Origin of the sequence: Flavobacterium sp. HJ-32-4, from assembly GCF_022532105.1 — a bacterium.
GTDB lineage: Bacteria > Bacteroidota > Bacteroidia > Flavobacteriales > Flavobacteriaceae > Flavobacterium.
The window spans coordinates 132,350-153,312 of record NZ_CP092832.1 but is presented as its reverse complement, the minus strand read 5'-3'; the positions used below and the strand labels follow the sequence as shown (position 1 = coordinate 153,312).

The 20,963-nt window shown below is 50.2% G+C and carries 21 protein-coding genes; 15 read left to right on the top strand and 6 right to left on the bottom strand.

The window, feature by feature from the left end; genetic code table 11:
- Positions 1 to 2: 2 nt before the first annotated feature.
- The 3 genes from metH to metF all read left to right on the top strand — a co-directional run bounded on the left by metH (position 3) and on the right by metF (position 4,167).
- A complete protein-coding gene (metH, locus tag MKO97_RS00540) occupies positions 3 to 2,717 on the top strand; it encodes a methionine synthase (protein WP_241104126.1) in 2,715 nt (904 codons plus the stop codon).
- Between the two features lie 104 nt (positions 2,718 to 2,821).
- A complete protein-coding gene (locus tag MKO97_RS00535; protein ID WP_241104125.1) occupies positions 2,822 to 3,181 on the top strand; it encodes a four helix bundle protein in 360 nt (119 codons plus the stop codon).
- 32 nt (positions 3,182 to 3,213) lie between these two features.
- A complete protein-coding gene (gene metF / locus MKO97_RS00530) occupies positions 3,214 to 4,167 on the top strand; it encodes a methylenetetrahydrofolate reductase [NAD(P)H] (RefSeq protein ID WP_241104124.1) in 954 nt (317 codons plus the stop codon).
- A 3-nt stretch (positions 4,168 to 4,170) separates the two neighbouring features.
- Here the strand turns inward: metF and MKO97_RS00525 are convergent, their stop codons facing one another.
- Positions 4,171 to 4,596, bottom strand: coding sequence for a DUF1801 domain-containing protein (locus tag MKO97_RS00525; RefSeq protein ID WP_241104123.1), 426 nt, complete (start codon positions 4,594 to 4,596; stop codon positions 4,171 to 4,173).
- 1 nt (position 4,597) lies between these two features.
- Positions 4,598 to 5,497: a gliding motility-associated ABC transporter ATP-binding subunit GldA gene (gene gldA, locus MKO97_RS00520; RefSeq protein WP_241104122.1), complete on the bottom strand. Its 900-nt coding sequence runs from the start codon at positions 5,495 to 5,497 to the stop codon at positions 4,598 to 4,600.
- A 95-nt stretch (positions 5,498 to 5,592) separates the two neighbouring features.
- Here gldA and MKO97_RS00515 point away from each other — a divergent pair, with 95 nt between their 5' ends.
- The 10 genes from MKO97_RS00515 (at position 5,593) to queA (ending at position 16,070) form a co-directional block, all read left to right on the top strand.
- A complete protein-coding gene (locus MKO97_RS00515) occupies positions 5,593 to 6,012 on the top strand; it encodes a lipocalin family protein (protein ID WP_241104121.1) in 420 nt (139 codons plus the stop codon).
- Between the two features lie 192 nt (positions 6,013 to 6,204).
- Positions 6,205 to 7,293: a bifunctional 3-deoxy-7-phosphoheptulonate synthase/chorismate mutase type II gene (locus MKO97_RS00510; RefSeq protein ID WP_241104120.1), complete on the top strand. Its 1,089-nt coding sequence runs from the start codon at positions 6,205 to 6,207 to the stop codon at positions 7,291 to 7,293.
- 59 nt (positions 7,294 to 7,352) lie between these two features.
- Complete coding sequence (locus tag MKO97_RS00505; RefSeq protein WP_241104119.1) at positions 7,353 to 7,874, top strand: hypothetical protein; 522 nt, start codon at positions 7,353 to 7,355, stop codon at positions 7,872 to 7,874.
- An 84-nt stretch (positions 7,875 to 7,958) separates the two neighbouring features.
- The gene (gene rsgA / locus MKO97_RS00500; RefSeq protein WP_241104118.1) at positions 7,959 to 8,915 is read left to right on the top strand and encodes a ribosome small subunit-dependent GTPase A; all 957 of its coding nucleotides are present in this window, start codon (positions 7,959 to 7,961) and stop codon (positions 8,913 to 8,915) included.
- Complete coding sequence (gene dtd / locus MKO97_RS00495) at positions 8,916 to 9,368, top strand: D-aminoacyl-tRNA deacylase (RefSeq protein WP_241104117.1); 453 nt, start codon at positions 8,916 to 8,918, stop codon at positions 9,366 to 9,368.
- A gap of 53 nt (positions 9,369 to 9,421) precedes the next feature.
- Positions 9,422 to 11,332 (top strand): DUF3857 and transglutaminase domain-containing protein, encoded by a 1,911-nt coding sequence (locus tag MKO97_RS00490; protein ID WP_241104116.1) that lies wholly within the window; start codon positions 9,422 to 9,424, stop codon positions 11,330 to 11,332.
- Position 11,333: 1 nt separating this feature from the next.
- Positions 11,334 to 13,244 carry a DUF3857 domain-containing protein gene (locus MKO97_RS00485; protein ID WP_241104115.1) on the top strand — a complete coding sequence of 637 codons (1,911 nt, stop codon included), beginning with the start codon at positions 11,334 to 11,336 and terminating at the stop codon, positions 13,242 to 13,244.
- Positions 13,245 to 13,384: 140 nt separating this feature from the next.
- A complete protein-coding gene (locus MKO97_RS00480) occupies positions 13,385 to 13,711 on the top strand; it encodes a nucleotide pyrophosphohydrolase (RefSeq protein WP_241104114.1) in 327 nt (108 codons plus the stop codon).
- Between the two features lie 4 nt (positions 13,712 to 13,715).
- A complete protein-coding gene (locus tag MKO97_RS00475; protein ID WP_241104113.1) occupies positions 13,716 to 14,942 on the top strand; it encodes a 3-phosphoshikimate 1-carboxyvinyltransferase in 1,227 nt (408 codons plus the stop codon).
- A gap of 78 nt (positions 14,943 to 15,020) precedes the next feature.
- Positions 15,021 to 16,070: a tRNA preQ1(34) S-adenosylmethionine ribosyltransferase-isomerase QueA gene (gene queA, locus MKO97_RS00470; RefSeq protein ID WP_241104112.1), complete on the top strand. Its 1,050-nt coding sequence runs from the start codon at positions 15,021 to 15,023 to the stop codon at positions 16,068 to 16,070.
- Positions 16,071 to 16,121: 51 nt separating this feature from the next.
- Here queA and MKO97_RS00465 read toward each other — a convergent pair whose 3' ends face one another.
- Together MKO97_RS00465 and MKO97_RS00460 are read right to left on the bottom strand one after the other, a co-directional pair.
- A complete protein-coding gene (locus MKO97_RS00465) occupies positions 16,122 to 16,424 on the bottom strand; it encodes a hypothetical protein (RefSeq protein ID WP_241104111.1) in 303 nt (100 codons plus the stop codon).
- 107 nt (positions 16,425 to 16,531) lie between these two features.
- A complete protein-coding gene (locus tag MKO97_RS00460; protein ID WP_241104110.1) occupies positions 16,532 to 17,293 on the bottom strand; it encodes a helix-turn-helix domain-containing protein in 762 nt (253 codons plus the stop codon).
- Positions 17,294 to 17,401: 108 nt separating this feature from the next.
- Here MKO97_RS00460 and MKO97_RS00455 point away from each other — a divergent pair, with 108 nt between their 5' ends.
- Both MKO97_RS00455 and MKO97_RS00450 read left to right on the top strand, forming a co-directional pair.
- Positions 17,402 to 17,962, top strand: coding sequence for a 2'-5' RNA ligase family protein (locus MKO97_RS00455; protein ID WP_241104109.1), 561 nt, complete (start codon positions 17,402 to 17,404; stop codon positions 17,960 to 17,962).
- Between the two features lie 88 nt (positions 17,963 to 18,050).
- Positions 18,051 to 18,482 (top strand): YMGG-like glycine zipper-containing protein, encoded by a 432-nt coding sequence (locus MKO97_RS00450; RefSeq protein WP_241104108.1) that lies wholly within the window; start codon positions 18,051 to 18,053, stop codon positions 18,480 to 18,482.
- A gap of 42 nt (positions 18,483 to 18,524) precedes the next feature.
- On the opposite strand, the gene MKO97_RS00445 is transcribed toward MKO97_RS00450, so the two are convergent.
- Entirely contained in the window at positions 18,525 to 19,154 is a 630-nt protein-coding gene (locus MKO97_RS00445) for a 7-carboxy-7-deazaguanine synthase QueE (protein WP_241104107.1), read from the bottom strand.
- A gap of 103 nt (positions 19,155 to 19,257) precedes the next feature.
- Positions 19,258 to 20,961 (bottom strand): hypothetical protein, encoded by a 1,704-nt coding sequence (locus MKO97_RS00440; protein ID WP_241104106.1) that lies wholly within the window; start codon positions 20,959 to 20,961, stop codon positions 19,258 to 19,260.
- Positions 20,962 to 20,963 lie beyond the last annotated feature (2 nt).

The following is a 20,963-nucleotide window of genomic DNA, read 5'->3' as shown; positions in this document are numbered from 1 at the left end:
CCATGAACACGCCCTACAGCCCTACGAACGCCTCCGACTTCACCGACAGTGCCACTACTGCGCTTCCGCGTTACCTGACGCTATCCGGCCTCGAGCCGCTGATCGTTACGCCGGAAACGAACTTCGTCAACGTAGGCGAACGCACCAATGTCACCGGATCCCGTAAGTTTCTGCGTCTTATCCGGGAAGAGAACTATGAGGAAGCACTCGACATCGCACGGGCCCAGGTAGAAGGTGGCGCGCAGATCATTGATGTCAATATGGACGAGGGGATGCTCGATGGCGTGCAGGCCATGACCCGTTTCCTTAACCTGATTGCGGCCGAGCCGGATATCGCACGGGTGCCGGTCATGATCGACAGCTCGAAATGGGAAATCATCGAAGCCGGACTGAAAGTCATCCAGGGAAAAGGGGTCGTCAATTCGATTTCACTGAAGGAAGGCGAAGCGGCTTTCCTCGACCACGCCCGCAAAATCCGTCGATATGGCGCCGCGGTGATCGTGATGGCCTTCGACGAAGCGGGCCAGGCCGACACCTTCGAACGACGCATCGAAATCTGCAAACGATCGTATGACCTTTTGGTCGGAACCGTTGGTTTTCCGCCGGAAGATATCATCTTCGACCCCAATATCTTCCCTGTGGCGACGGGTATGGACGAACACCGCCGCAACGCCCTCGACTTCTTCCGCGCCACCCAATGGATACGGAAGAACCTGCCCTACGCCCATGTGAGTGGCGGGGTCAGTAACGTATCCTTTTCCTTCCGCGGCAATGACCGTGTGCGGGAAGCGATGCACTCAGCCTTCCTCTACCACGCGATTCGCCACGGCATGACCATGGGTATCGTAAATCCGGAGATGTTGGAAATCTATGACGAAATCGACAAAGAACTGCTGGAGTATGTGGAAGACGTGCTGCTGGACCGTCGTGACGATGCTACCGAACGACTGCTGGCCTACGCCGAAACGGTAAGGGGAAACAACGCCCAAGTCGAAAAACAAACCCAGGAATGGCGCAACGGCACGGTACGCGAACGGCTCACGCATTCGCTCGTGAAGGGTATTGATGAGTTCATCGAAATTGATGTCGAAGAAGCCCGGCTTTCGGTCGCCAAACCCATCGAAGTGATCGAACAGCACCTGATGGACGGCATGAATGTGGTGGGCGACCTTTTCGGAAGCGGGAAGATGTTTCTGCCCCAGGTCGTGAAATCGGCCCGGGTGATGAAGAAGGCCGTAGCCTATCTGTTACCGTTTATAGAAGCCCAGAAAACCGGCACGGAAGAAACAAGGGGCGCCGGACGGATCCTGATGGCAACCGTGAAAGGCGACGTGCACGATATCGGTAAAAATATCGTATCGGTTGTTTTAGCATGTAATAACTTCGAAATCATTGATTTGGGGGTTATGGTGCCGCCTGAAAAAATCATTGAGACGGCAGTGAGAGAAAGTGTTGACGTGATCGGGTTGTCCGGACTCATCACGCCTTCACTCGACGAGATGGTGTACCTCGCCAGGGAACTCGATCGCCTCAACATTAAAATTCCGGTCATGATAGGGGGCGCGACCACCTCGCGTGCCCACACCGCCGTGAAGATCGCACCCGAGTACGGTGGAGCGGTCGTGCACGTAAACGACGCTTCGCGCGCCGTGACGGTCGCCAGTAGTTTGCTGCAACCCGATACCAAAGAAGCCTATGTAGCCTCGCTGCGAACCGAATACGACCAATTGCGGGAAGGCTACCTGAGCCGCGGCCGGGAAAAGGAATTCCTGACGTTGGAGGAAGCCCGGAAAAACAAGTTAGCGCTCGATTTCGCCCCTGTACGCCCGAATTTCATCGGCGTGAAGGAAATCGAAGTAGCCTTGTCGGACCTGGTCGCTTATATCGACTGGACGCCGTTTTTCCAGTCGTGGGAATTGTATGGGAAATACCCGGCAATCTTAACGGATGAGGTTGTGGGCGAGCAGGCTACCGCGCTTTTTGTGGATGCGAAAGTCATGCTCCAAAAAATACTCGACGAGCAATGGTTGTCGGCAAAAGGCATCATAGGCATCTTTCCGGCCAACCAGGTCAACGACGACGATATTGCCATTTGGGATGCAGACGGAAACGAAAGCGCCCGTTTTCTGACCCTGCGGCAGCAATCCCGTAAGACGGCCGGTGCGCCCAACCTGGCGTTGGCCGATTTCGTTGCGCCGGAAGGCACGCCGGACTATATCGGTTGTTTTTGCGTCACGACGGGCTTTGGCGTTGATGAGAAGGCCAAAGAGTTCGAAGCCGACCATGATGATTACAACTCCATTCTCGTAAAAGCCCTCGGAGACCGTCTCGCAGAAGCGTTTGCCGAATACCTGCACGAGCGCGTCCGCAAAGAAATCTGGGGATACGCCGCCGATGAATCGCTTACAAACCAAGACCTGATTTCGGAAGCCTATCAGGGCATCCGGCCTGCACCAGGTTATCCGGCCTGTCCGGACCATCTCGAAAAGCCCACGATCTGGCAATTGCTCGATGTGGAAAACCGGATTGGCGTCCGCCTGACGGAAAGCATGGCGATGTGGCCGGCGTCTTCCGTCTCCGGTTACTACTTTGCCCATCCGCAAAGTAAGTATTTCGGACTCGGCAAAATCAAACACGACCAGGTTGCCGATTACGCCAACCGACGCGGAATTTCGACGGAACAGGCTTTGAGATGGTTAGGTCCTAATATCGCGTAAGTATGGAGGTAGTTGGTAAAAGGTGGCTGGACATTGGTACAAAAGTGCGGGAAAACCGTACTATCGAGTCGTCGGGTTTATCCATATTGCATCAAAAATCGCGAATGGACTATACCAAATTCGAGGCTTGGCAATCAGCACGACAACTTACTAACGAAATTTACGACCTTTTAATGGTCTTCCCGAAAGAAGAGTCCTTCGGGTTATGCGACCAGATGCGGCGCGCGGCTGTATCTGTACCCGCCAATATAGCCGAGGGCTGCGGCAGACAAAGCCTGCGGGATGCACTGCGGTTCTGGCATATCGCCAGGGGTTCACTATTCGAACTTGAGACGCATTGTTATCTTTCCTTTGACAGACGGTATATCGACGAAAGTCACTTCCAGCACGTTTTTGAAACCATCCAAAGTTGCAAACGTTTACTGAACGGTCTAATACGATTTTATGCCGTCAAAATCTCCTAATGTCCAACGACCCAATACCAACGACCTAATCCATGAAAGTCACCGAACATATCCAAAACGCCGAAAAGACCCTTTTCTCTTTTGAAATATTACCGCCATTGAAAGGGCAGAACATCCAGTCAATTTTTGACAGCATCGACCCATTGATGGAATTCAACCCGCCTTTTATCGATGTCACCTACCACCGTGAAGAATACGAGTTCAAGGAACTACCCAGTGGTTTGCTTCAAAAGAAAATCGTGAAAAAGCGGCCCGGAACCGTGGGTATCTGTGCGGCCATCCAGAACAAATACCACGTCGACGCCATTCCGCACATCCTCTGTGGTGGGTTTACGAAGGAAGACACCGAGAACTTTCTCATCGACATTGACTTTTTGGGAATCGAGAATGTCGTCGCCCTGCGCGGAGATGCCATCAAAAGTGAGATTTATTTCCGGCCCGAACGCGAAGGTCATGCCTATGCATCCGAATTGGTAAGCCAGATCGACAACCTCAATAAAGGGGTTTACCTTGATGAAGACCTCCAGAACACCCACCAAACCGATTTCTGTATCGGCGTCGCGGGCTACCCTGAAAAACATATGGAGGCACCGAGTCTGGACAGCGACATTTACTTCCTGAAGCAAAAAATCGCCAATGGGGCGCATTACATCATCACGCAGATGTTCTTCGACAACCAGAAATTCTTTGAGTTTGTAGATAAATGCCGCGCCGAGGGTATTACGGTACCGATTATTCCCGGACTGAAGCCTATCGCGACCAAGAAGCAATTGAACCTGATTCCACACCGCTTCAAGGTTGACCTTCCCGACGACCTCATCATGGCGGTTGTGAAGGCAAAGGACGATGCCGCGGTAAAACAGGTGGGGATTGAATGGTGTATCGCCCAAAGCCGTGAATTGGTGCAGGCGGGCATTCCAGTCTTACACTACTATTCGATGGGAAAAGCGGAGAACATCAAGGCGATTGCCAAGGAAATTTTTTAGGGATTACGCGGTGCGTTCGTACTTTTCGGAGATAAACCGCACCGTGTTGACCGCAATGTTGCGGAGTACCGCTTCGTCAAGGTCGGCCAGTTTTTTCATGTAGATACATGCCTTGCCCATCTTGAACTTTCCAAGCTTGTCCAGTAGCGCCTCACTTTCTGAACCCTGCGCATAGATGTAAAGCGAAAACTCCGCCTTCCGCGGTGAGAATGCCAAAACCGGTGCGTCGCCCTCATGGCCCGAGTCGTACTTATAGTGGTAGTTGCCGAACCCTACGATGCTGCCGCCCCACATGTAAGGCTCACATCCGGTGATCTCTTTCAGGATCTCGACCAGGCGAAAGGCATCCTGCTTTTTCTGTTCATTGTCAAGGGCATTCAAAAAATCAGCGACCTTGATCTCGGTAGGTTTGGTTTTCGTTTCGGCCATATCACTTCTTTTTTGTGGCTTCGCGGAAGACGGTTTCCAGATCACGCTCCTTACGGTTTAATTGCAGCGTACGAACGCCCTGTGTCGTTGCAAAATCAAACACGGCTGTGCGCATGTCTTCCTCTGTTGAAAACACCAGTTCCCACTGGTTGCCGCTCTCGTTTCGATACGAGGTAAGGTAGGGTAGAGTAGCCAATGCTTCTTCCGCCACTGGTTGGTCAAACTCAACGGTAATAAACTGTTCGGGCTGCGGTTCTTTTTGGTCGAGTTGGATGTCTTTTACGATGCGCCCTTTGTCGATGATCAGGATGCGGTCGCAAATCGCTTCCACTTCCTGCATGATGTGGGTCGACAGGAATACGGTCTTATTCTTCCCGGCGTTGCGTATCACATTCCGGATTTCAACCAATTGGTTCGGGTCGAGTCCGGTAGTCGGCTCATCCAAAATCAACACCTCCGGATCGTGCAGCAAGGCGTTCGCAAGACCCACCCGCTGGCGATAGCCTTTTGACAGCTGTCCGATTTTCTTATGACGCTCCGGCGTGAGGCCGGTGAGCGCGATCACTTCCTCAATACGCGACTTCGGCACGCCGTATACATCGGCATTGAACGCCAGGTACTCGCGGATATAAAGCTCGGTGTAAAGAGGGTTGTGCTCGGGAAGGTACCCTACAGAACGCTGGGCATTGCGGGCTTCCGACACCACGTCGAAACCGTTGACGGTCGCCGTGCCCGTGTCGGCATCGAGATACGTCGTGAGGATTTTCATCAACGTCGACTTCCCCGCGCCATTCGGGCCGAGGAAACCTACAATCTCGCCTTTTCGCACTTCGAAGGATACATCGTCCAGCGCTTTTTGGGCGCCGTACTGCTTGGTGATATTTTGAACCGTAATAGACATAGTGGGTTATTGTGGTCGTAGCCGTATGGGCAAAAGTATGAAATATAGGTGGTTTTCGTCAGTATGATTATCTTAGCGCCCCGAAACAAAACGAAATGAGACGATTATTATTTTTAGCGGCATTGGCAGCAGTGTCGTGTTCCGATGAAAAAGCAGGGGTGGATGCCACAAATATCATCGGAACCTGGCATATGGCCGGGAAAAAGGTCAATGGTACATACGCGGCCTATAACGAAGACTGCAGTTCTGCCAACGATTTATATGTTTTTGGCGCGGATGGAACCTATGGCACCACGCTCTATGGCAGTGACTGCGAACCGTTCGTCTCCGAGTCCGGACACTGGAGCCGCCAGGGAAAGACGATTCAGGTACTCGACCTGGATCCGGCAGCCTACCTCGACGGTACCTTCACCGTCGACAATTATAACGCAAACGAGCTCTGGCTTCGGGAGGAAATCCCGGCTGCTGATGGTACTTCCACAATTATATTCTATTATCTCGAGCGCGCGAACTGACTTTTTCCGTTTTCCGCTTGACGGCCTTCGTAAAAGTTCGTATCTTAGCGTGGTGCGAAGGCTTTATATAGTAAGAAGATGGACGAAGGAAATAGCCGCCGCACGGTTAATTGTTAATTCAGATGATCAGTCCCGGTGTAAATCGGGATTTTTTATGGATATATCCCAACGGTTTGCAACTCTTTTTTTGTGATGGAAAACAATCCTACCTTCCGCCATTGGCTTGACGCTTTCAAATTGGAACACCCCTTGGTGATCGCCGGTCCGTGTAGCGCTGAAACGGAAACGCAGGTCATGCAGATCGCGGAGGAACTACGTGAATCCGACGTCAGTATCTACCGCGCCGGTATCTGGAAACCCCGCACCCGGCCCGGTGGTTTTGAGGGAGTAGGGCAAATCGGACTGAAATGGCTGCAGAAAGCCAAACAGGAAACCGGATTACTCATGGCAACCGAAGTGGCGAACGCGCACCACGTGAAACTCGCACTCGATCACGATATCGATGTGTTGTGGATTGGCGCCCGCACCACCGTAAACCCCTTCGCCGTGCAGGAAATTGCCGACGCGCTTCGGGATACGGACCGCATCGTACTTGTAAAGAATCCGGTAAACCCCGATCTGGCCCTTTGGCTGGGCGGTGTCGAGCGCCTGTATCACGCGGGTATCCGTAAGTTAGGCGTCGTGCACCGCGGTTTTTCCACCTACCAGAAGGTCAAATACCGAAATAGCCCCGAATGGCAGATTCCAATTGAATTGCAAAACCGTTTTCCGGATCTTCCCCTCATAGGTGATCCTTCCCACATTACCGGTCGACGGGCCCTGATTGCCGAAGTATCGCAGCAGATGCTCGACCTGAATTACGACGGGCTTATGATCGAGACGCATATCGATCCGGAACATGCGTGGAGTGACGCGGCCCAACAAGTGACACCATCGGTGCTAAAGGAAATACTGAAAAACCTTAAGGTGAAGGAAGTCTCAACCGATGACGATCACTTCAACCAAACGATGGATTTACTTCGGGAACGGATTGACCGGGCCGACAGCGAGTTGCTACAGATACTCGGACATCGTATGAAAATAGCCGAGGAAATCGGTGCGCTGAAGAAATCCCGAAACGTAGCCGTACTCCAGAACAAACGCTGGATGGAAGTGCTGGAACGCATGACAACCGATGGAGCGTTGCATGGTTTGGGCAGCGACTTTATCCTGACCATCTTCCGCGCCATCCACGATGAGAGTATTGCCCATCAGGAAAAAATCATCAATTCTCCAAAATAAGTGCTGAGCATGGGGAATTTTGATAGATTTGCACATCTTAATACAAAACAAAATAAAAAATGAGAAAACTATTTGCAGCGATGTTGCTGCTTGTGGCAGGCATGGTGTCTGCACAGGCTGATCAGGTGTACAAACATGACGGTTCGGTTCTTAAAGGAAAAGTAGTGCGTCTGGAGGAGTACACCATCACGTTTATTTATGATGGAGAAGACGCCGAAAACGTCGTAAGTAAGTATGCCATCGAAAAAATCGTTTATGGAAAAAGCGGACGTGTAGAGCAAGTTACCGACAAAATTGTCGTGAAAGGCGAAGACGACTGGGAGAAGGTTGTAATCCTTGAAGATAAAGCCTATATCGCCGGATTGAAAAAGCAAGGCGAAGTACGCGGTAAGACAGGTCTAATCAACTTCCAGACAGGAAATACCGGCGACAAGAAAGCCGCTAAAAAACTGAAAATGGACGCTGCCAAACTGGGCTGTCCGTTTGTGCTTCTTACAGCGGATAAGGCGACAGTAGGTGCCAGCTCCAACTCGCTGGGTGGTTCGCAGAACATCAAGACAGGTGTCGCGTATCGTTACTAAGAAACGCATTATCAAAGCAAAAGGGTTGCCGTCTGGTAGCCCTTTTTTTATTGTTTGAAATAAGCGAAGTCGTACCTTTGCGGCATGACAGGAACTGTTTATAAGTCTACCGGAAGCTGGTATGTAGTCAAAACCGATGACGGTCAGTTCCATGAATGCCGTATAAAAGGCAAGTTCCGCATCAAAGGAATCAAAAGTACCAACCCAGTTGCAGTGGGCGACCGCGTCGATTTTGAGTGGGAAGACGCCGGCGACGTGGTGCGGGGCGTGATTTATCACATTCACGACCGGGATAACTATATCGTTCGTAAGTCGGTAAATCTTTCCAAACAAGTACACATCATTGCCTGTAACGTCGATACCTTGTTTTTGTTGGTCACGATCGACAATCCGGTTACCACGACTAGTTTTATCGACCGGTTTCTGGTTACAGCGGAAGCCTACGGAATCGAAGCCGTGCTGGTTTTCAATAAAATCGATACCCTCGACGGAGACGCCCTCGACGAAAAGTTGTTCCTGCAATACATCTATTCGCAGATTGGGTATACGTGTTTACGCGTTTCTGCTACAACGGGTGCCGGAATCGACGGGCTCAAAGAGAAAATGACGGGCAAAACGAGCATGTTCTCGGGGCACTCCGGAGTGGGCAAGTCAACGTTGGTGAATGCGCTCGAACCCGGACTCAACCTCCGCACCAAGGAGTTGTCGGAGCAGCATGCACAGGGTCAACATACCACCACCTTTGCTGAGATGTTCGATCTTGGGTTTGGCGCCCGAATTATCGATACGCCCGGCATCCGCGGATTCGGCATCGTGGATATGGAAAAAGACGAAATCGGCGACTACTTTCCCGAGTTTTTCCGCCTCAAGGAAGCATGTCGCTTCAACAACTGCCTCCACCGCGAAGAACCGGGTTGCGCCGTAAAGGGAGCACTCGAACGCGATGAGGTTGCCTGGTCGCGCTATAAAAGTTACACACAATTGCTGGACGGCGATGAAGAAACGTACCGCACTAAAGAGCAGGAACAGGAAGGCGACTAAATGAGAAGCGTTATACAGCGGGTTTCGGAAGCATCTGTCACCGTAGAAGGTACAGTAGTAGCCAACATCGGCACCGGATTGTTGGTGCTGCTCGGCGTTGAAGAAGCTGACCAACAGGAAGATGTCACATGGTTGGCCGCAAAAATCGCGCAACTTCGCATATTCAATGACGACAATGGCGTCATGAACCGCTCGGTAATTGACGTTGCGGGCGCTATTATCGTGGTAAGCCAGTTTACCCTCCACGCCCAGACCAAGAAAGGGAATCGCCCTTCCTATATACGGGCCGCCCGACCGGAAACGGCTATCCCGCTGTATGAGTCGTTTGTTTCGGAAGTCAGGAAACAATCGGGTTGTGAGGTCTTTACGGGTATTTTCGGAGCCGATATGAAAGTACGCCTTTTAAACGATGGGCCCGTTACGATTGTGATGGATACAAAAAATAAAGAGTAGTTATACTTTTTTTCCTACTTTAGGCCTTACGAAAGTGTATTCCTAGTGACCTTATGTACCGATTCTTATTTCTTTTCTGCCTACTTGCAGTAGGTTATTGCCAGGCCCAGGAAATCAAAAAAGATGTCGCTTCACTGCCAGCGGAGTTGAAAGACAACGCCAATGCCGTCATTCGCTACGAAGGGTGGGACATTATGGTGTCATCACAGCGGAGCATGACGATTCACAGGCGGTGGGTGGTAACGGTTTTAAATGAGGAGGGACTTCGATTTGGACTTCCGGTTGAGGCCTACTCGAAATCGTATCACATTACGTCAATAGAAGCAACACTGTACGACAGTGAGGGCAAGGAAGTCAAATCATATAGAAAAAAGGACTTCCGGGACCACAGCAGAGCCGACGGTTTTTCCCTTTATACAGATGACCGTGTTATGTATCTTCCTTTTACACCGGCGTCTTATCCGTTTACGATGGAGTTTGAATCGGACGTTACGACATCCAATACTGCCGTTATTCCGGAATGGAGTCCGTTGAAAGCGTATATGGTTAGCACCGAACAAGCCTCTTTTCGGGTAGTGTATGACACACAACTGGGGTTTGAGCAAAAAGAAGTCAATTTTGGACCCTCCTACCTTATTACGAAACACGCTAAGACGGGCGAAAGCCTATATACCGCTTCGAATTTGAAGGCGATCCGCTATGAGGATGCAGCACCCGAATTTGACATATTTGCTCCGACCGTGCATTCTAAAGTGAAAAAGTTCAGTTTGGAAGGGGTTGACGGAGAGGCCGGCGATTGGCACGATTTCGGCAGGTTTATGTATACCACTATGTTGGAAGGTTCGGACGTGTTGACACCCGAAACCGTAGCCCGGACGAAAGCCCTCGTCGCCAACGAGACCGATCCTTTGGTCATCGCCCGAAAAATTTACCGCTACGTCCAGGATCACACAAGGTATGTCAATATCGCCGTTGGTCTGGGTGGTTTCAAACCGGTTGCCGCAAAAGACGTAGATCGATTGGGATATGGGGATTGTAAGGCATTATCGAATTACACGCGGGCACTTCTGAAGGCAGTCGGGATCGAATCGTACTATACCATCGTACACGCCGACGCAGCTTCGAAGTACAGCCTCATGGACGACTTTGCTTCGGTGCAGGGAAATCACATTATACTGGCGCTTCCCACAAATGATACGTTGTTATGGCTTGAATGCACCAACCAGTCGATACCCTTCGGATTCCAGGGCGGTTTTACCGATGACCGGACGGTACTGATCGTAAAACCAGAGGGCGGCGAACTCGTAAGAACCCGTCGTTACAAAGTCGAGGACAACAAATCCAAAACCCAAGCACAATATAGCCTTGACGCAGAAGGTAATTTGAAAGGGACGTTACGGGTTACGTCAACCGGACTTATGTACGATCAGATCTATCAGGTAGCGACACTACCCAAGTTAGAACAGGAACGCTTCTACAAGGAGCGTTTTAGTAAGTTGAATGGCGTCCACCTCGACGAAATCAAACACACAAATGATCCGGACAGCGTGGTTTTTAATGAAGATATATCCCTGACCGTACCGTACTATGCCACGTCTTCAGGGGGCGCTTTTCTATTCCCGGTGAATGCATTTGACCAGAAAGAAACAGGGTTACGCCGCTATCGGAGCCGCGTCCTTCCATTTGAGATTACCAGGGGATACCAGGATGAAGACGAGTTCACCATCGCTATTCCTGAGGGCTATACAATAGAAACCCTGCCCGAACCGTATGAATTGGTAGGGAAGTTCGGGGCCTACCATGCCAAGGTGAGCAAGGGGGCCAATGGGACATTGGTATACCAAAGGCGGTTCTCTTTGAACGAAGGTGTTTATGATCGCAGTGAATACGAAGCGTATCGGTTGTTTCGCGAGCAGGTCGCCCAATACGATGCCGTCAAAATAGTAATGAGTAAAAAGTCGTAGTATGAAGCGTTTTCTTTTTTTTCTGTTTTTCACGAGCTATTTCCTTTCCGCTCAAAACTTTGAGTTGGGTAAGGTAACAATCGAAGAACTCAAGTCCACAAGCAGCGCCAAGGAACCCAATGCCGCTGCGGAAGTATTGTTTGCAAAAGGCCATGCTTCGGTCGACTATAATAATGGGCTCGAATTGACGTATACCGTCCAGAAACGCATAAAAATCTATAAAAAAGAAGGTTACGACCAGGCGGATGTTTCCGTACCTTTTTATGTGGGAGAATCCGTACGAGTGAGCGACGCGGTGACCTATAATCTGGAAAACGGACAGATTGTCAAGACCAAACTCAAAAAAGAGAACGAACTCATCGAAAAAGTGAGCAAGTATGTGAGCCGAAAAAAATTCACCTTTCCCGCGGTACGCGAGGGCTCTATTATCGAGTATGAATACGTATATACGACGTCGGAGTTTGTTTCAATACCTAGCTGGAGTTTCCAGGATGAGATTCCGGTTAATTTCTCGCAGTTCACACTGGTGACGCCTCGCGAACTGATATATTCACCCAATTTCAAAGGGTTTATCGCCCCGGAAACTACCCGGGAAACCATCACCCGCTTTGCCGAACCTTACGACAAAGTCGTTTTTATGCTAAGAGATGTGCCGGCACTGTTGGAGGAACAGTATGTAGACAATATTGACAATTACGCCTCCAGTGTACAGTATGAAATGTCAGATGTCAACTTCCCGGGATATACGACGGATAAGTACCGCCTTACATGGGGGTCGCTCCTGAGGTCCATCGCGAAGCACGAAGACTTTGGCGGTGAACTTAAGAAAAAAGGCTACTTTGAAGAAGAACTGGCCCCCGTCCTCGCCAACCGGCTGACCCCGAAAGACAAGATAGAGGCCATCCTGGCCTTTGTCAAAGGGAAGATAAAGTGGAACGAAGAGACGGGTATATTCTGCGATAACGGCGTCAAAAAAGCCTATAAAGACAAAATCGGTAACATTTCGGAAATTAACCTGATACTTACGGCCATGCTGCGGCATGCAGGGTTAGACGCGGCGCCGGTGTTGATCAGCACAAGGGATAATGGAGTAGCGTTTTTCCCCAGTCGCGGTACGTTCGACTACGTTTTGGCCAGTGTAAAGGAAGGAGAAACCTTTACATTGCTGGATGCTTCCGATGAGTTCTCGTCGCCCGGCGTATTGCCTTTTAGGACCTTGAACTGGCAAGGCTATCGGCTGAAGGATGATGGTGCGTATGAGATAATTGATGTCATCCCTTCGACCTTTTCGAGGGATAATGTTTCGATGACTGCATCCCTGTCGACTGATGGTGCGTTGCAGGGACAGCTGCGTCATACGATGACCGAACAATGGGCGCGCCGTTTTCGCGAAGACCGGAAGAATGAAAAAGAGGACAGGTATCTCGAACGTCTTGAAAAGGAAATGAATGGTATCGAAATCAGTAATTACGCATCAGACGCGGCAGAACTTTCCAAACCGGCGTCTGAAGGATACGATTTCCGTAAGACAGCCGCCGCCGAAAAAATTGGCGATAAACTCTATGTGTCTCCCCTGTTTTTCCTAACCATGGACGAGAGTCCATTTAAATCCGAAACCCGTTCCTATCCCGTTAATTTTGGATTTCCATTCGAGAAGCGTATGATTCTGAGTGTGAACCTGCCGGAAGGGTATGTGGTGGAAAGTGTGCCGTCCAATGTAAGCATGGTCGCGGATGAAGAACTGGGAGTTTTCAAGTTTGTGGTCTCCGCACAGGGAACTAAACTCCAGATTATGGTGACCACGACGATGAGTAAACCTTTTGTCGTCGCGGATCATTATGGTATCCTGAAGACGTTTTTCCAAAGTATGATCGACAAAGAGAAAGAGAAGATTATCCTGAAAAAAGCATAGTAAATACGATTGTTTCGGTATAGGTTCAGGATCGTAAAAGCGGGCCTTGCTAACCGCTGATTTTTATCCGATATTGCAGGAGATTTAGTCACGGATGATTGTCAGCCAACAGCAGAAGATCGTCCTCAAAAAAGCCTGACATGGATATACGGAACGCCCAGTTGGACGTTGACAACTGGATCAAGACCCACGGGGTCCGGTATTTCAATGAACTGACCAATATGGCCCAGCTTACGGAGGAAGTAGGCGAGGTGGCCCGCATCATCGCCCGACGATACGGGGAGCAGTCTGAGAAGGAAAGCGACCGGAACAAAGACCTCGGGGAAGAACTGGCCGATGTGGTATTCGTGGTATTGTGCCTGGCGAATCAAACCGGCGTGGACCTACAAGCGGCGTTCGACCGCAAAATGGACGTCAAGACGAAACGCGACCACGACCGGCACCACGGCAACGAAAAACTCCGCTGATCCAATGGATCTCCGCCTATCGGCCGCACAACTGTCATCCGGCACCACCGTCCGGATTGCGGGCTCCAAATCGGAAACCAATCGTTTGCTGCTGCTACAGGCCTTATGTCCCTCCCTACAAATCGATAACGCATCGGATTCCGACGATTCCTTCGCCATGCGCAATGGTATCGCCCAAACCAGCGGCACGGTCGATGTCGGACATGCCGGAACAGCCATGCGTTTCCTCACCGCCTTTTACGCCGTAACCCCGGGCATCGATGTCATCCTGACGGGCTCCCCAAGGATGAAACAACGCCCGATCGGCATCCTGGTCGATGCCCTCCGTCAACTCGGAGCGGATATCCACTACGAAGGAGAAGAGGGCTTTCCCCCGCTTCGCATCCTGGGTCGGCAGATTGATCGCTATCAAACGGTCGTTAGGGCGGATGTCAGTAGCCAATATCTTTCCGCACTGGCATTGGTAGCGCCGGCACTGGCGAACGGTATCGAAATCCGCTTGGAGGGAACGCTCACTTCCGCTTCCTATCTCATGATGACGCTGTCTCTACTCGAAAGGGTGGGTGTAAGGGTGGCATTTGACAACCAAACGATTCGCATATTCCCGGCTCCTATTCAGCCAATTAATATTACCGTTGAATCGGACTGGTCCTCGGCGTCGTATTTCCATTCGATAGTCGCGCTATCACCAAAAGGGACACGACTCGCGTTATCGTCTTTTCGTAAGGATAGCCGACAGGGCGATCGGGCCGTCGCCGACCTATACCAGCGGTTCGGGGTCGAAACCACGTTTCACGAAGACGGGCGCATTGTCTTATCGAAAGTGGGGGATGCCGAATCAAGCCTGGAATTGGACCTGTCAAATACGCCGGATATCGCGCAAACCATCGCGGTTACCTGCCGTGGACTGGGTATACGTTGTGATCTCTATGGATTACACACCTTGAAAATAAAGGAAACCGATCGTCTCGAAGCGCTCCGCCACGAATTGGCGGCAACGGGTGCTTCGGTTCGGGTAACGGACGCAAGCTTCCATCTCGATGCATCAGGGCCACTTCCGGACATGATTCACGTAGCCACTTATCACGACCATCGCATGGCGCTTTCCTTTGCACCACTGGCGTTGCGGACAGATGTGGTGATACAGGACGCCGGGGTGGTGTCGAAATCCTATCCGACATTCTGGAACGATTTGGCACACGTAGGGTTCACTATTTCCGAGATCGCCTAAAACAGTTTCCAAAAAATACCCAAAACACTTGACAACGCCTCCGGCGCCATCGTATATTTGCCCGCTAAAAAACTGTAAATGAAATTATCCAACTTCAATTTCAACCTTCCGAAAGAACTACTTGCCGAATACCCCGTTGAAAACCGCGATGAGTCGCGCCTAATGGTCATCGACCGCAAGACGAAGACAATCGAACATAAGATGTTTAAAGACCTGATCGATTACTTCGATGAAGGCGACGTTTTCATCCTCAACAATACAAAAGTCTTCCCGGCCCGTCTCTACGGAAACAAAGAGAAAACCGGCGCCCGTATCGAGGTGTTCCTCCTTCGGGAACTGAATGCGGAACAACGCCTTTGGGATGTATTGGTCGATCCGGCACGTAAAATCCGTATTGGCAATAAGTTGTATTTTGGAGATGACGATTCGCTTGTGGCGGAAGTAATCGATAATACGACTTCCCGTGGGCGAACGCTGCGGTTCCTGTATGACGGTTCGTATGATGAGTTCCGCAATAAGTTGACAGAGTTGGGTGAAACGCCAATCCCAAAGTATATCAACCGCGAAGTGGTACCGGAAGATGCCGAGCGCTACCAGACGATTTATGCGAAGGAAGAAGGAGCGGTAGCCGCGCCGACCGCAGGGTTGCACTTTTCGAAGCACCTGCTGAAACGGATGGAAATCAAAGGCGTGAATTTTGCTGAGATTACGCTGCACGTCGGACTAGGAACCTTCAATCCGGTTGAGGTCGAAGATCTTTCCAAGCACAAGATGGATTCGGAAGAACTTCGCATTACCCAGGAAGCATGTGATATCGTCAACAAAGCCAAAGACGAAAAGAAAAAGGTATGCGCGGTAGGCACCACCACAATGCGCGCCATCGAAAGCTCGGTGTCCTCGTCCCGCAACCTGAATCCGTATGAAGGCTGGACGAACAAGTTCATTTTCCCGCCCTACGATTTCAGTATCGCCGACTGTATGATCACCAATTTCCATACACCAAAGTCGACATTGCTAATGATGATCTCTGCGTTCATGGGCCACGATCTCATGAAGAAAGCATACGAAGAGGCCATTAAAGAAGGCTACCGATTCTACTCGTATGGCGACGCGATGCTCATTCTGTAAGGAGTAAATCCATAAAAAGAAAAGGCGATACAACTGTATCGCCTTTCTTTTTTAGAGGCCACGACCCGGTTGGGAAGTAGACCGGTCGTCTGGGGCTTCGTCGTCTGAGGTATACCCCAGATCGTCATTTTCGTTGCCTTCGTTCAGGTCGGTCTCCATACCGTCTTCCCGGTCCTGTTGTTCTGTGTCACGCGTATCACGGTCGATGTCGAAGCCTTCTTCAGTGCCTTCAGACTGTCCCATACGGCCATTACCGTCCTGGCCTGACATACGTGAGTCGTTGCGTTCGTTCATAGCTTCATCGTTGCGGTTTCCCTGATTTTGGAAGGCGCCGCGGTTGTTGGAAGTTTCCATAGTGTAAGAGTTTAATGTAGTACGTTACTGGGGTAGTATTTCAAAGATAGAAATGCCGAAACCCCTACGGTTTACACCAAACGGGCGGAATGTTGCACTTTGGCGGTTTAATTCTCTTTCAGTCTACGGATGTCTTTCCGGAGCTCCTGTAGGATATCGCGGATGTTTTCGTTGGAAAGGTCCTCAGGTTCGGCTTCTTTAGTCGAAAGACTGCAGGCGAATTCCCAAATCTCAAGTATCTCGGATGCTTTTATCTCATACGGACGGTAAACCGCATTGTCCGAATGCAGCATAAGGCTGTTCTTGCCGTTGCGATTCAGTCGTTTGTAAACGATGCCGTCGTTGCGCGTCAGGACGATATAGGTCTTACCGTCGCGCACGTCACCGAGGTTCTCGACATATTTTCCGATGATGAAAGACCCCTCGCGATGCGGCGGCATCGAATCACCTTCCACAGGAAATGCCCGGAATTTGCCATTCGTTAGGAACGGCAGGGAAATGCGCTGCAGGTTTTCGATGAACTCCGGATCAGCGTATCCTGTCGTGTAGCCCGCCCGCGCCTTATACGGAATGATCTCAATCGTATCATTACCGCTGGCATCGACTGTAATCGGCAGGAGGATGCGATTATCCGCCGTTTTCAATAATCGGTCAATCTCCACTTTCCGGATATCGACCGACAACAGCAGATCGATGCTGACATTAAAGAAAAGCGCGATGCGACGAAGGATTTCAAACGGAGGCTCCGATCGGCCTTCCTCATACTTGGCAAGGCGTTCGCGGGTGATGATGAGGTCGTTGGCGAGTTTCTGTTGGGAGAAAGAACGACCCAGTCGCAGGTGGCGGAGATTGTCGGAAAAAATGGACATACTGTAAATTGTTACAATTTGTACCAACAAATATAAATAAAATAGATATGTAACGTACTACCTTCGTGAAAGATAATAGATTGAGTACAAACCAAATGTAGACAGACTATGATGACAAGTTTATATTCAGTGGCTTTTTATCCTTCAGAGGAATGCCAGCAGGCCATAAGGGAGATGCAGGAAACACTAAAGGAGGCCATCGGATGGTATCCGGGTGCGGGAGCGGATGGACAGCTTACGGTGAATGTATTTACCGCTGATGCTACCCAGTTAGAGAATATCATGTCGTATTTGGAAGCCTTTGCCCGTAAGACGAAGCCTGAACCGGTATCGGTTCGTTCCGGTGGCACCCATGCACAGACCTTGTTTCTGACGCCTGACGATGCATCCGCTACGCGCTTGAAAGAAATGATGGCACTTCTTAATAAGTCTTTTCCCGTGCGCGCACACAAAACATATGACCCCCACATTTCCATCGCGCGCCAGCTCACGGCCGACCGCCTCTCGCAGGCACGAAGACTGCTGTCGTCGGAAGTAAAGATGGATTTCGAATGCGACAGGATCACACTTCGTAAATTCGATCCGTATCGCCAGCAATACCGAAGGGTGAAAGATTTCGTATTTTCATCGTCCCCGAACGGAGCAAGGCAGTTGTCTTTTTTCGAGTAAGAAGATGTAAGAATCGGATCGCAGGTTGTAACGCGGCAGGACTTCGGTGGGTATACCTTTGGCCTATACCCATATAAAACGAAATCTTATGAGAAAGTTGATGCTGATTTGTGCCGTAGCCGTTATGACGGTCGGCTGTAAAGACAAAGCCGCAGAACAGGCCAGAATACAACAGGAGCGGTCTATCGATTCCCTGAAAGTAGCAGTAGAACAACAACAACGCGAAGCGGAAAGACAGCGTATCATCGACTCGATGAACGCCGTAACCATCCAGAGAGAAGCAGCAGCACGTTCGGTAGCGTCTCACACGACTACCAGTACAACGACCACTACGACCACCCAACGTAAAGGAATGAGTTCTGCAGCGAAAGGTGCCCTGATCGGTGCCGGAGCCGGAGCGATAACCGGAGCCGCCGTTTCCAAGAAAAAAGGGGAAGGCGCTATTATCGGTGGATTGGCAGGTGCCGCAGTTGGTGCCGGAACCGGAGCCATTATAGATGACAAGAAAAAGAAGCAGTAATACTACAGCCTGAAAAAGAAACCCGGATCATTCCGGGTTTTTTTATGGGATGTTGAGATATTTATGCGTTTGCAAGGATACTCTCCACTTGGGATGTTGCATGACATACTCGACGATAAGGGGCGTTACTTCCTCCCGGCGACTCCACTCGGGTTGCAAGAAAAGAATCGCATCCGGATTTACCCGTGCCGCCTGCTCTTCCGCAAAGATAAAATCGTGCTTGTTATAGATGATGACCTTCAGTTCGTGGGCACGGTCATACGCACCCTGAACCGGCAACTTGGTCTTTTTAGGAGATAAACAGAACCAATCCCATTCACCGGTAACTTCGTAGGCGCCCGACGTTTCAATATGGACTTTGCATCCTGACTCATGAAGCATTCTGGTAAGCGGTGCCATATCCCAGGTCAGCGGTTCGCCTCCCGTCACGACAATGGTATCGCTATAGGCTTTCGCTTCTGCCACGATTGACTGGATGGGTGTGGGGGGATGTAAATCCGCATTCCAGCTTTCCTTTACATCACACCAATGACAACCCACGTCACAGCCTCCTACGCGAATGAAATAGGCGGAGGTACCCGTGTGATAACCTTCACCCTGGATGGTGTAAAAGGCTTCCATAAGGGGAAGGGAAAGGCCTTGGTCAACTGCGGATCGGATCTCGTCGGTCATGCTATCTTTTGTGGGCTGCAAAGTTACGCATTTCCTGTGGAAGTACTAGAAACGAAAAAGCCGGCGACAGAGCACCGGCTTTTTGATGTTTGGTAAAAAGACCTTATTTTATTTTGGCCATATACTGTTTGGCAGTTTCGTCCTCTGGATTGATCGCGAGTGCCTTCTGGAAATTCTCTTTCGCTTTTGCCTTATCGGTATCGAAATAGAAAATACCGATGTTGTCATACGCCTCAACAAATTTCTTCTTGTTGGCTTCCTTGGCAAGTTCCGCTTCGCCTTTTTCCGTTACAACCCGGATGTATTCCTGGTAATACTTTACCATCTCCTGTTGTGCAACGGCATCGCTTTGCAACAGCGAGTTAAGACGGGCTTTATAGATGTAGGCGTCCTGTGTGGTAGGTGACGCTTTGATAACATTGTCAAACGCTGTATTCGCTTTCTGTACGGCGGCCACGTCTACTTTTGAAGGCTCAAGGCGTGCATTTTCAAAATACAGTGAATAGCCGAGATAGAAGTTGTCATACAGGTTGTTGCGCGTATTCGGGATGCTCACCGCAATTTCATAGATAGCAGCAGCTTCCTTATACAACTTCAGGTCAAAGAACTTTTTGCCGAATTCGTTCAATTCGTTGGCCATTGTTGCATCCAGTTCAACACCTTTGCGAATGTTGGTAATGGCGTCGGCAAACAACGCAGCATCAACCGTGCCGCTCTGTTTTCCTTCTGCGTCCTTCGTCACCGTAAGTGCTTTCATCGCTTTGGCGAAACCAAGGTATAGGTAGTCACGGCCAATGATTTTGGCGTTGCTTTTCGAAAGGAAAGAATTCAAAGCGCTGATCGCACGGTCAATATTGCCGTTTTCATACGCTGCATACCCGAGGTAGCGTAGGATACGTGGATTTACTTTATCCAATTTCTCCATCGCATTGGCTTCCGCCTCAAGGGCTTTGTAGTCTTTGGTCAGGATGAGGAAGTCGGCATGACGCATACGGGATGCCAGTGAATAATCCGTCAGCGACATATACTTTTCGTAGTAGCTGATGGCCGTTTTGTTGTAATCGGCATATTTCGCCTTATCGTTCAACGCCCACAGGTAATACGTTTCCGCTAATTCGCGATACGCCGGTCCGTAATTCGGATTCGCAGTCAGTACCTTTTCAAATTCGGCTTTCGCTTCCGCAAACGCTTTGGAATACTTTGTAATTACACCCAATTGAATTTTGGCGCGAAGCACGGTGTTGTCGGCGTCATACGCATTACGATAAGCCGAGTAGGCCTCGTTCACATTTTTGTCGCCATAGTAGGCATCTCCCAACGAGAGCAATACCTGGGCATTATTGGGGGCAACGGTTTTGGCCTTCGTAAGAAACTCAATGGCTTTTTTGTAGTTCGGTTTTTCCGGATTGAGATAGGCGCGTCCGATATAGAGCAGTTCTTCGTAATCCTTCTTTTTGGTATTGGTCAACGCCAACGCAAATTTGCCTTCCGCGTCACCGTTGTTACCGTCTTGTAGCGCGATCTGGCCCAAACCAATGTTATTGAAGTGGGCGTTTATTTTGGCGGTCAGGCCTTTTTGGTACGCCCATGTGGCCGAGTCCTCTACTTTTTCTGTGAGGTAGAGATTTCCGAGGATGAAATAGTTTTTCCCTTCATCGGGTTTTGAGGCGGTAAGGCTTTTCAGGATGCCTTTCGCCTTTGCATATTGTTCCGCATCGATGGCCTTTTTGGCAGCATCCAGATCCTGCGCCTGAAGGGCAGTGGCCGCAGCAAGGAAAGTGATGCTTAATACGATGTGCTTTCTCATAA

Bases quoted from the DNA above. Each gene is read 5' to 3' on its own strand.
- metH (WP_241104126.1), top strand. From the start codon at position 3: ATGAACACGCCCTACAGCCCTACGAACGCCTCCGACTTCACCGACAGT.
- MKO97_RS00535 (WP_241104125.1), top strand. From the start codon at position 2,822: ATGGACTATACCAAATTCGAGGCTTGGCAATCAGCACGACAACTTACT.
- metF (WP_241104124.1), top strand. From the start codon at position 3,214: ATGAAAGTCACCGAACATATCCAAAACGCCGAAAAGACCCTTTTCTCT.
- MKO97_RS00525 (WP_241104123.1), bottom strand. From the start codon at position 4,596: ATGGCCGAAACGAAAACCAAACCTACCGAGATCAAGGTCGCTGATTTT.
- gldA (WP_241104122.1), bottom strand. From the start codon at position 5,497: ATGTCTATTACGGTTCAAAATATCACCAAGCAGTACGGCGCCCAAAAA.
- MKO97_RS00515 (WP_241104121.1), top strand. From the start codon at position 5,593: ATGAGACGATTATTATTTTTAGCGGCATTGGCAGCAGTGTCGTGTTCC.
- MKO97_RS00510 (WP_241104120.1), top strand. From the start codon at position 6,205: ATGGAAAACAATCCTACCTTCCGCCATTGGCTTGACGCTTTCAAATTG.
- MKO97_RS00505 (WP_241104119.1), top strand. From the start codon at position 7,353: ATGAGAAAACTATTTGCAGCGATGTTGCTGCTTGTGGCAGGCATGGTG.
- rsgA (WP_241104118.1), top strand. From the start codon at position 7,959: ATGACAGGAACTGTTTATAAGTCTACCGGAAGCTGGTATGTAGTCAAA.
- dtd (WP_241104117.1), top strand. From the start codon at position 8,916: ATGAGAAGCGTTATACAGCGGGTTTCGGAAGCATCTGTCACCGTAGAA.
- MKO97_RS00490 (WP_241104116.1), top strand. From the start codon at position 9,422: ATGTACCGATTCTTATTTCTTTTCTGCCTACTTGCAGTAGGTTATTGC.
- MKO97_RS00485 (WP_241104115.1), top strand. From the start codon at position 11,334: ATGAAGCGTTTTCTTTTTTTTCTGTTTTTCACGAGCTATTTCCTTTCC.
- MKO97_RS00480 (WP_241104114.1), top strand. From the start codon at position 13,385: ATGGATATACGGAACGCCCAGTTGGACGTTGACAACTGGATCAAGACC.
- MKO97_RS00475 (WP_241104113.1), top strand. From the start codon at position 13,716: ATGGATCTCCGCCTATCGGCCGCACAACTGTCATCCGGCACCACCGTC.
- queA (WP_241104112.1), top strand. From the start codon at position 15,021: ATGAAATTATCCAACTTCAATTTCAACCTTCCGAAAGAACTACTTGCC.
- MKO97_RS00465 (WP_241104111.1), bottom strand. From the start codon at position 16,424: ATGGAAACTTCCAACAACCGCGGCGCCTTCCAAAATCAGGGAAACCGC.
- MKO97_RS00460 (WP_241104110.1), bottom strand. From the start codon at position 17,293: ATGTCCATTTTTTCCGACAATCTCCGCCACCTGCGACTGGGTCGTTCT.
- MKO97_RS00455 (WP_241104109.1), top strand. From the start codon at position 17,402: ATGATGACAAGTTTATATTCAGTGGCTTTTTATCCTTCAGAGGAATGC.
- MKO97_RS00450 (WP_241104108.1), top strand. From the start codon at position 18,051: ATGAGAAAGTTGATGCTGATTTGTGCCGTAGCCGTTATGACGGTCGGC.
- MKO97_RS00445 (WP_241104107.1), bottom strand. From the start codon at position 19,154: ATGACCGACGAGATCCGATCCGCAGTTGACCAAGGCCTTTCCCTTCCC.
- MKO97_RS00440 (WP_241104106.1), bottom strand. From the start codon at position 20,961: ATGAGAAAGCACATCGTATTAAGCATCACTTTCCTTGCTGCGGCCACT.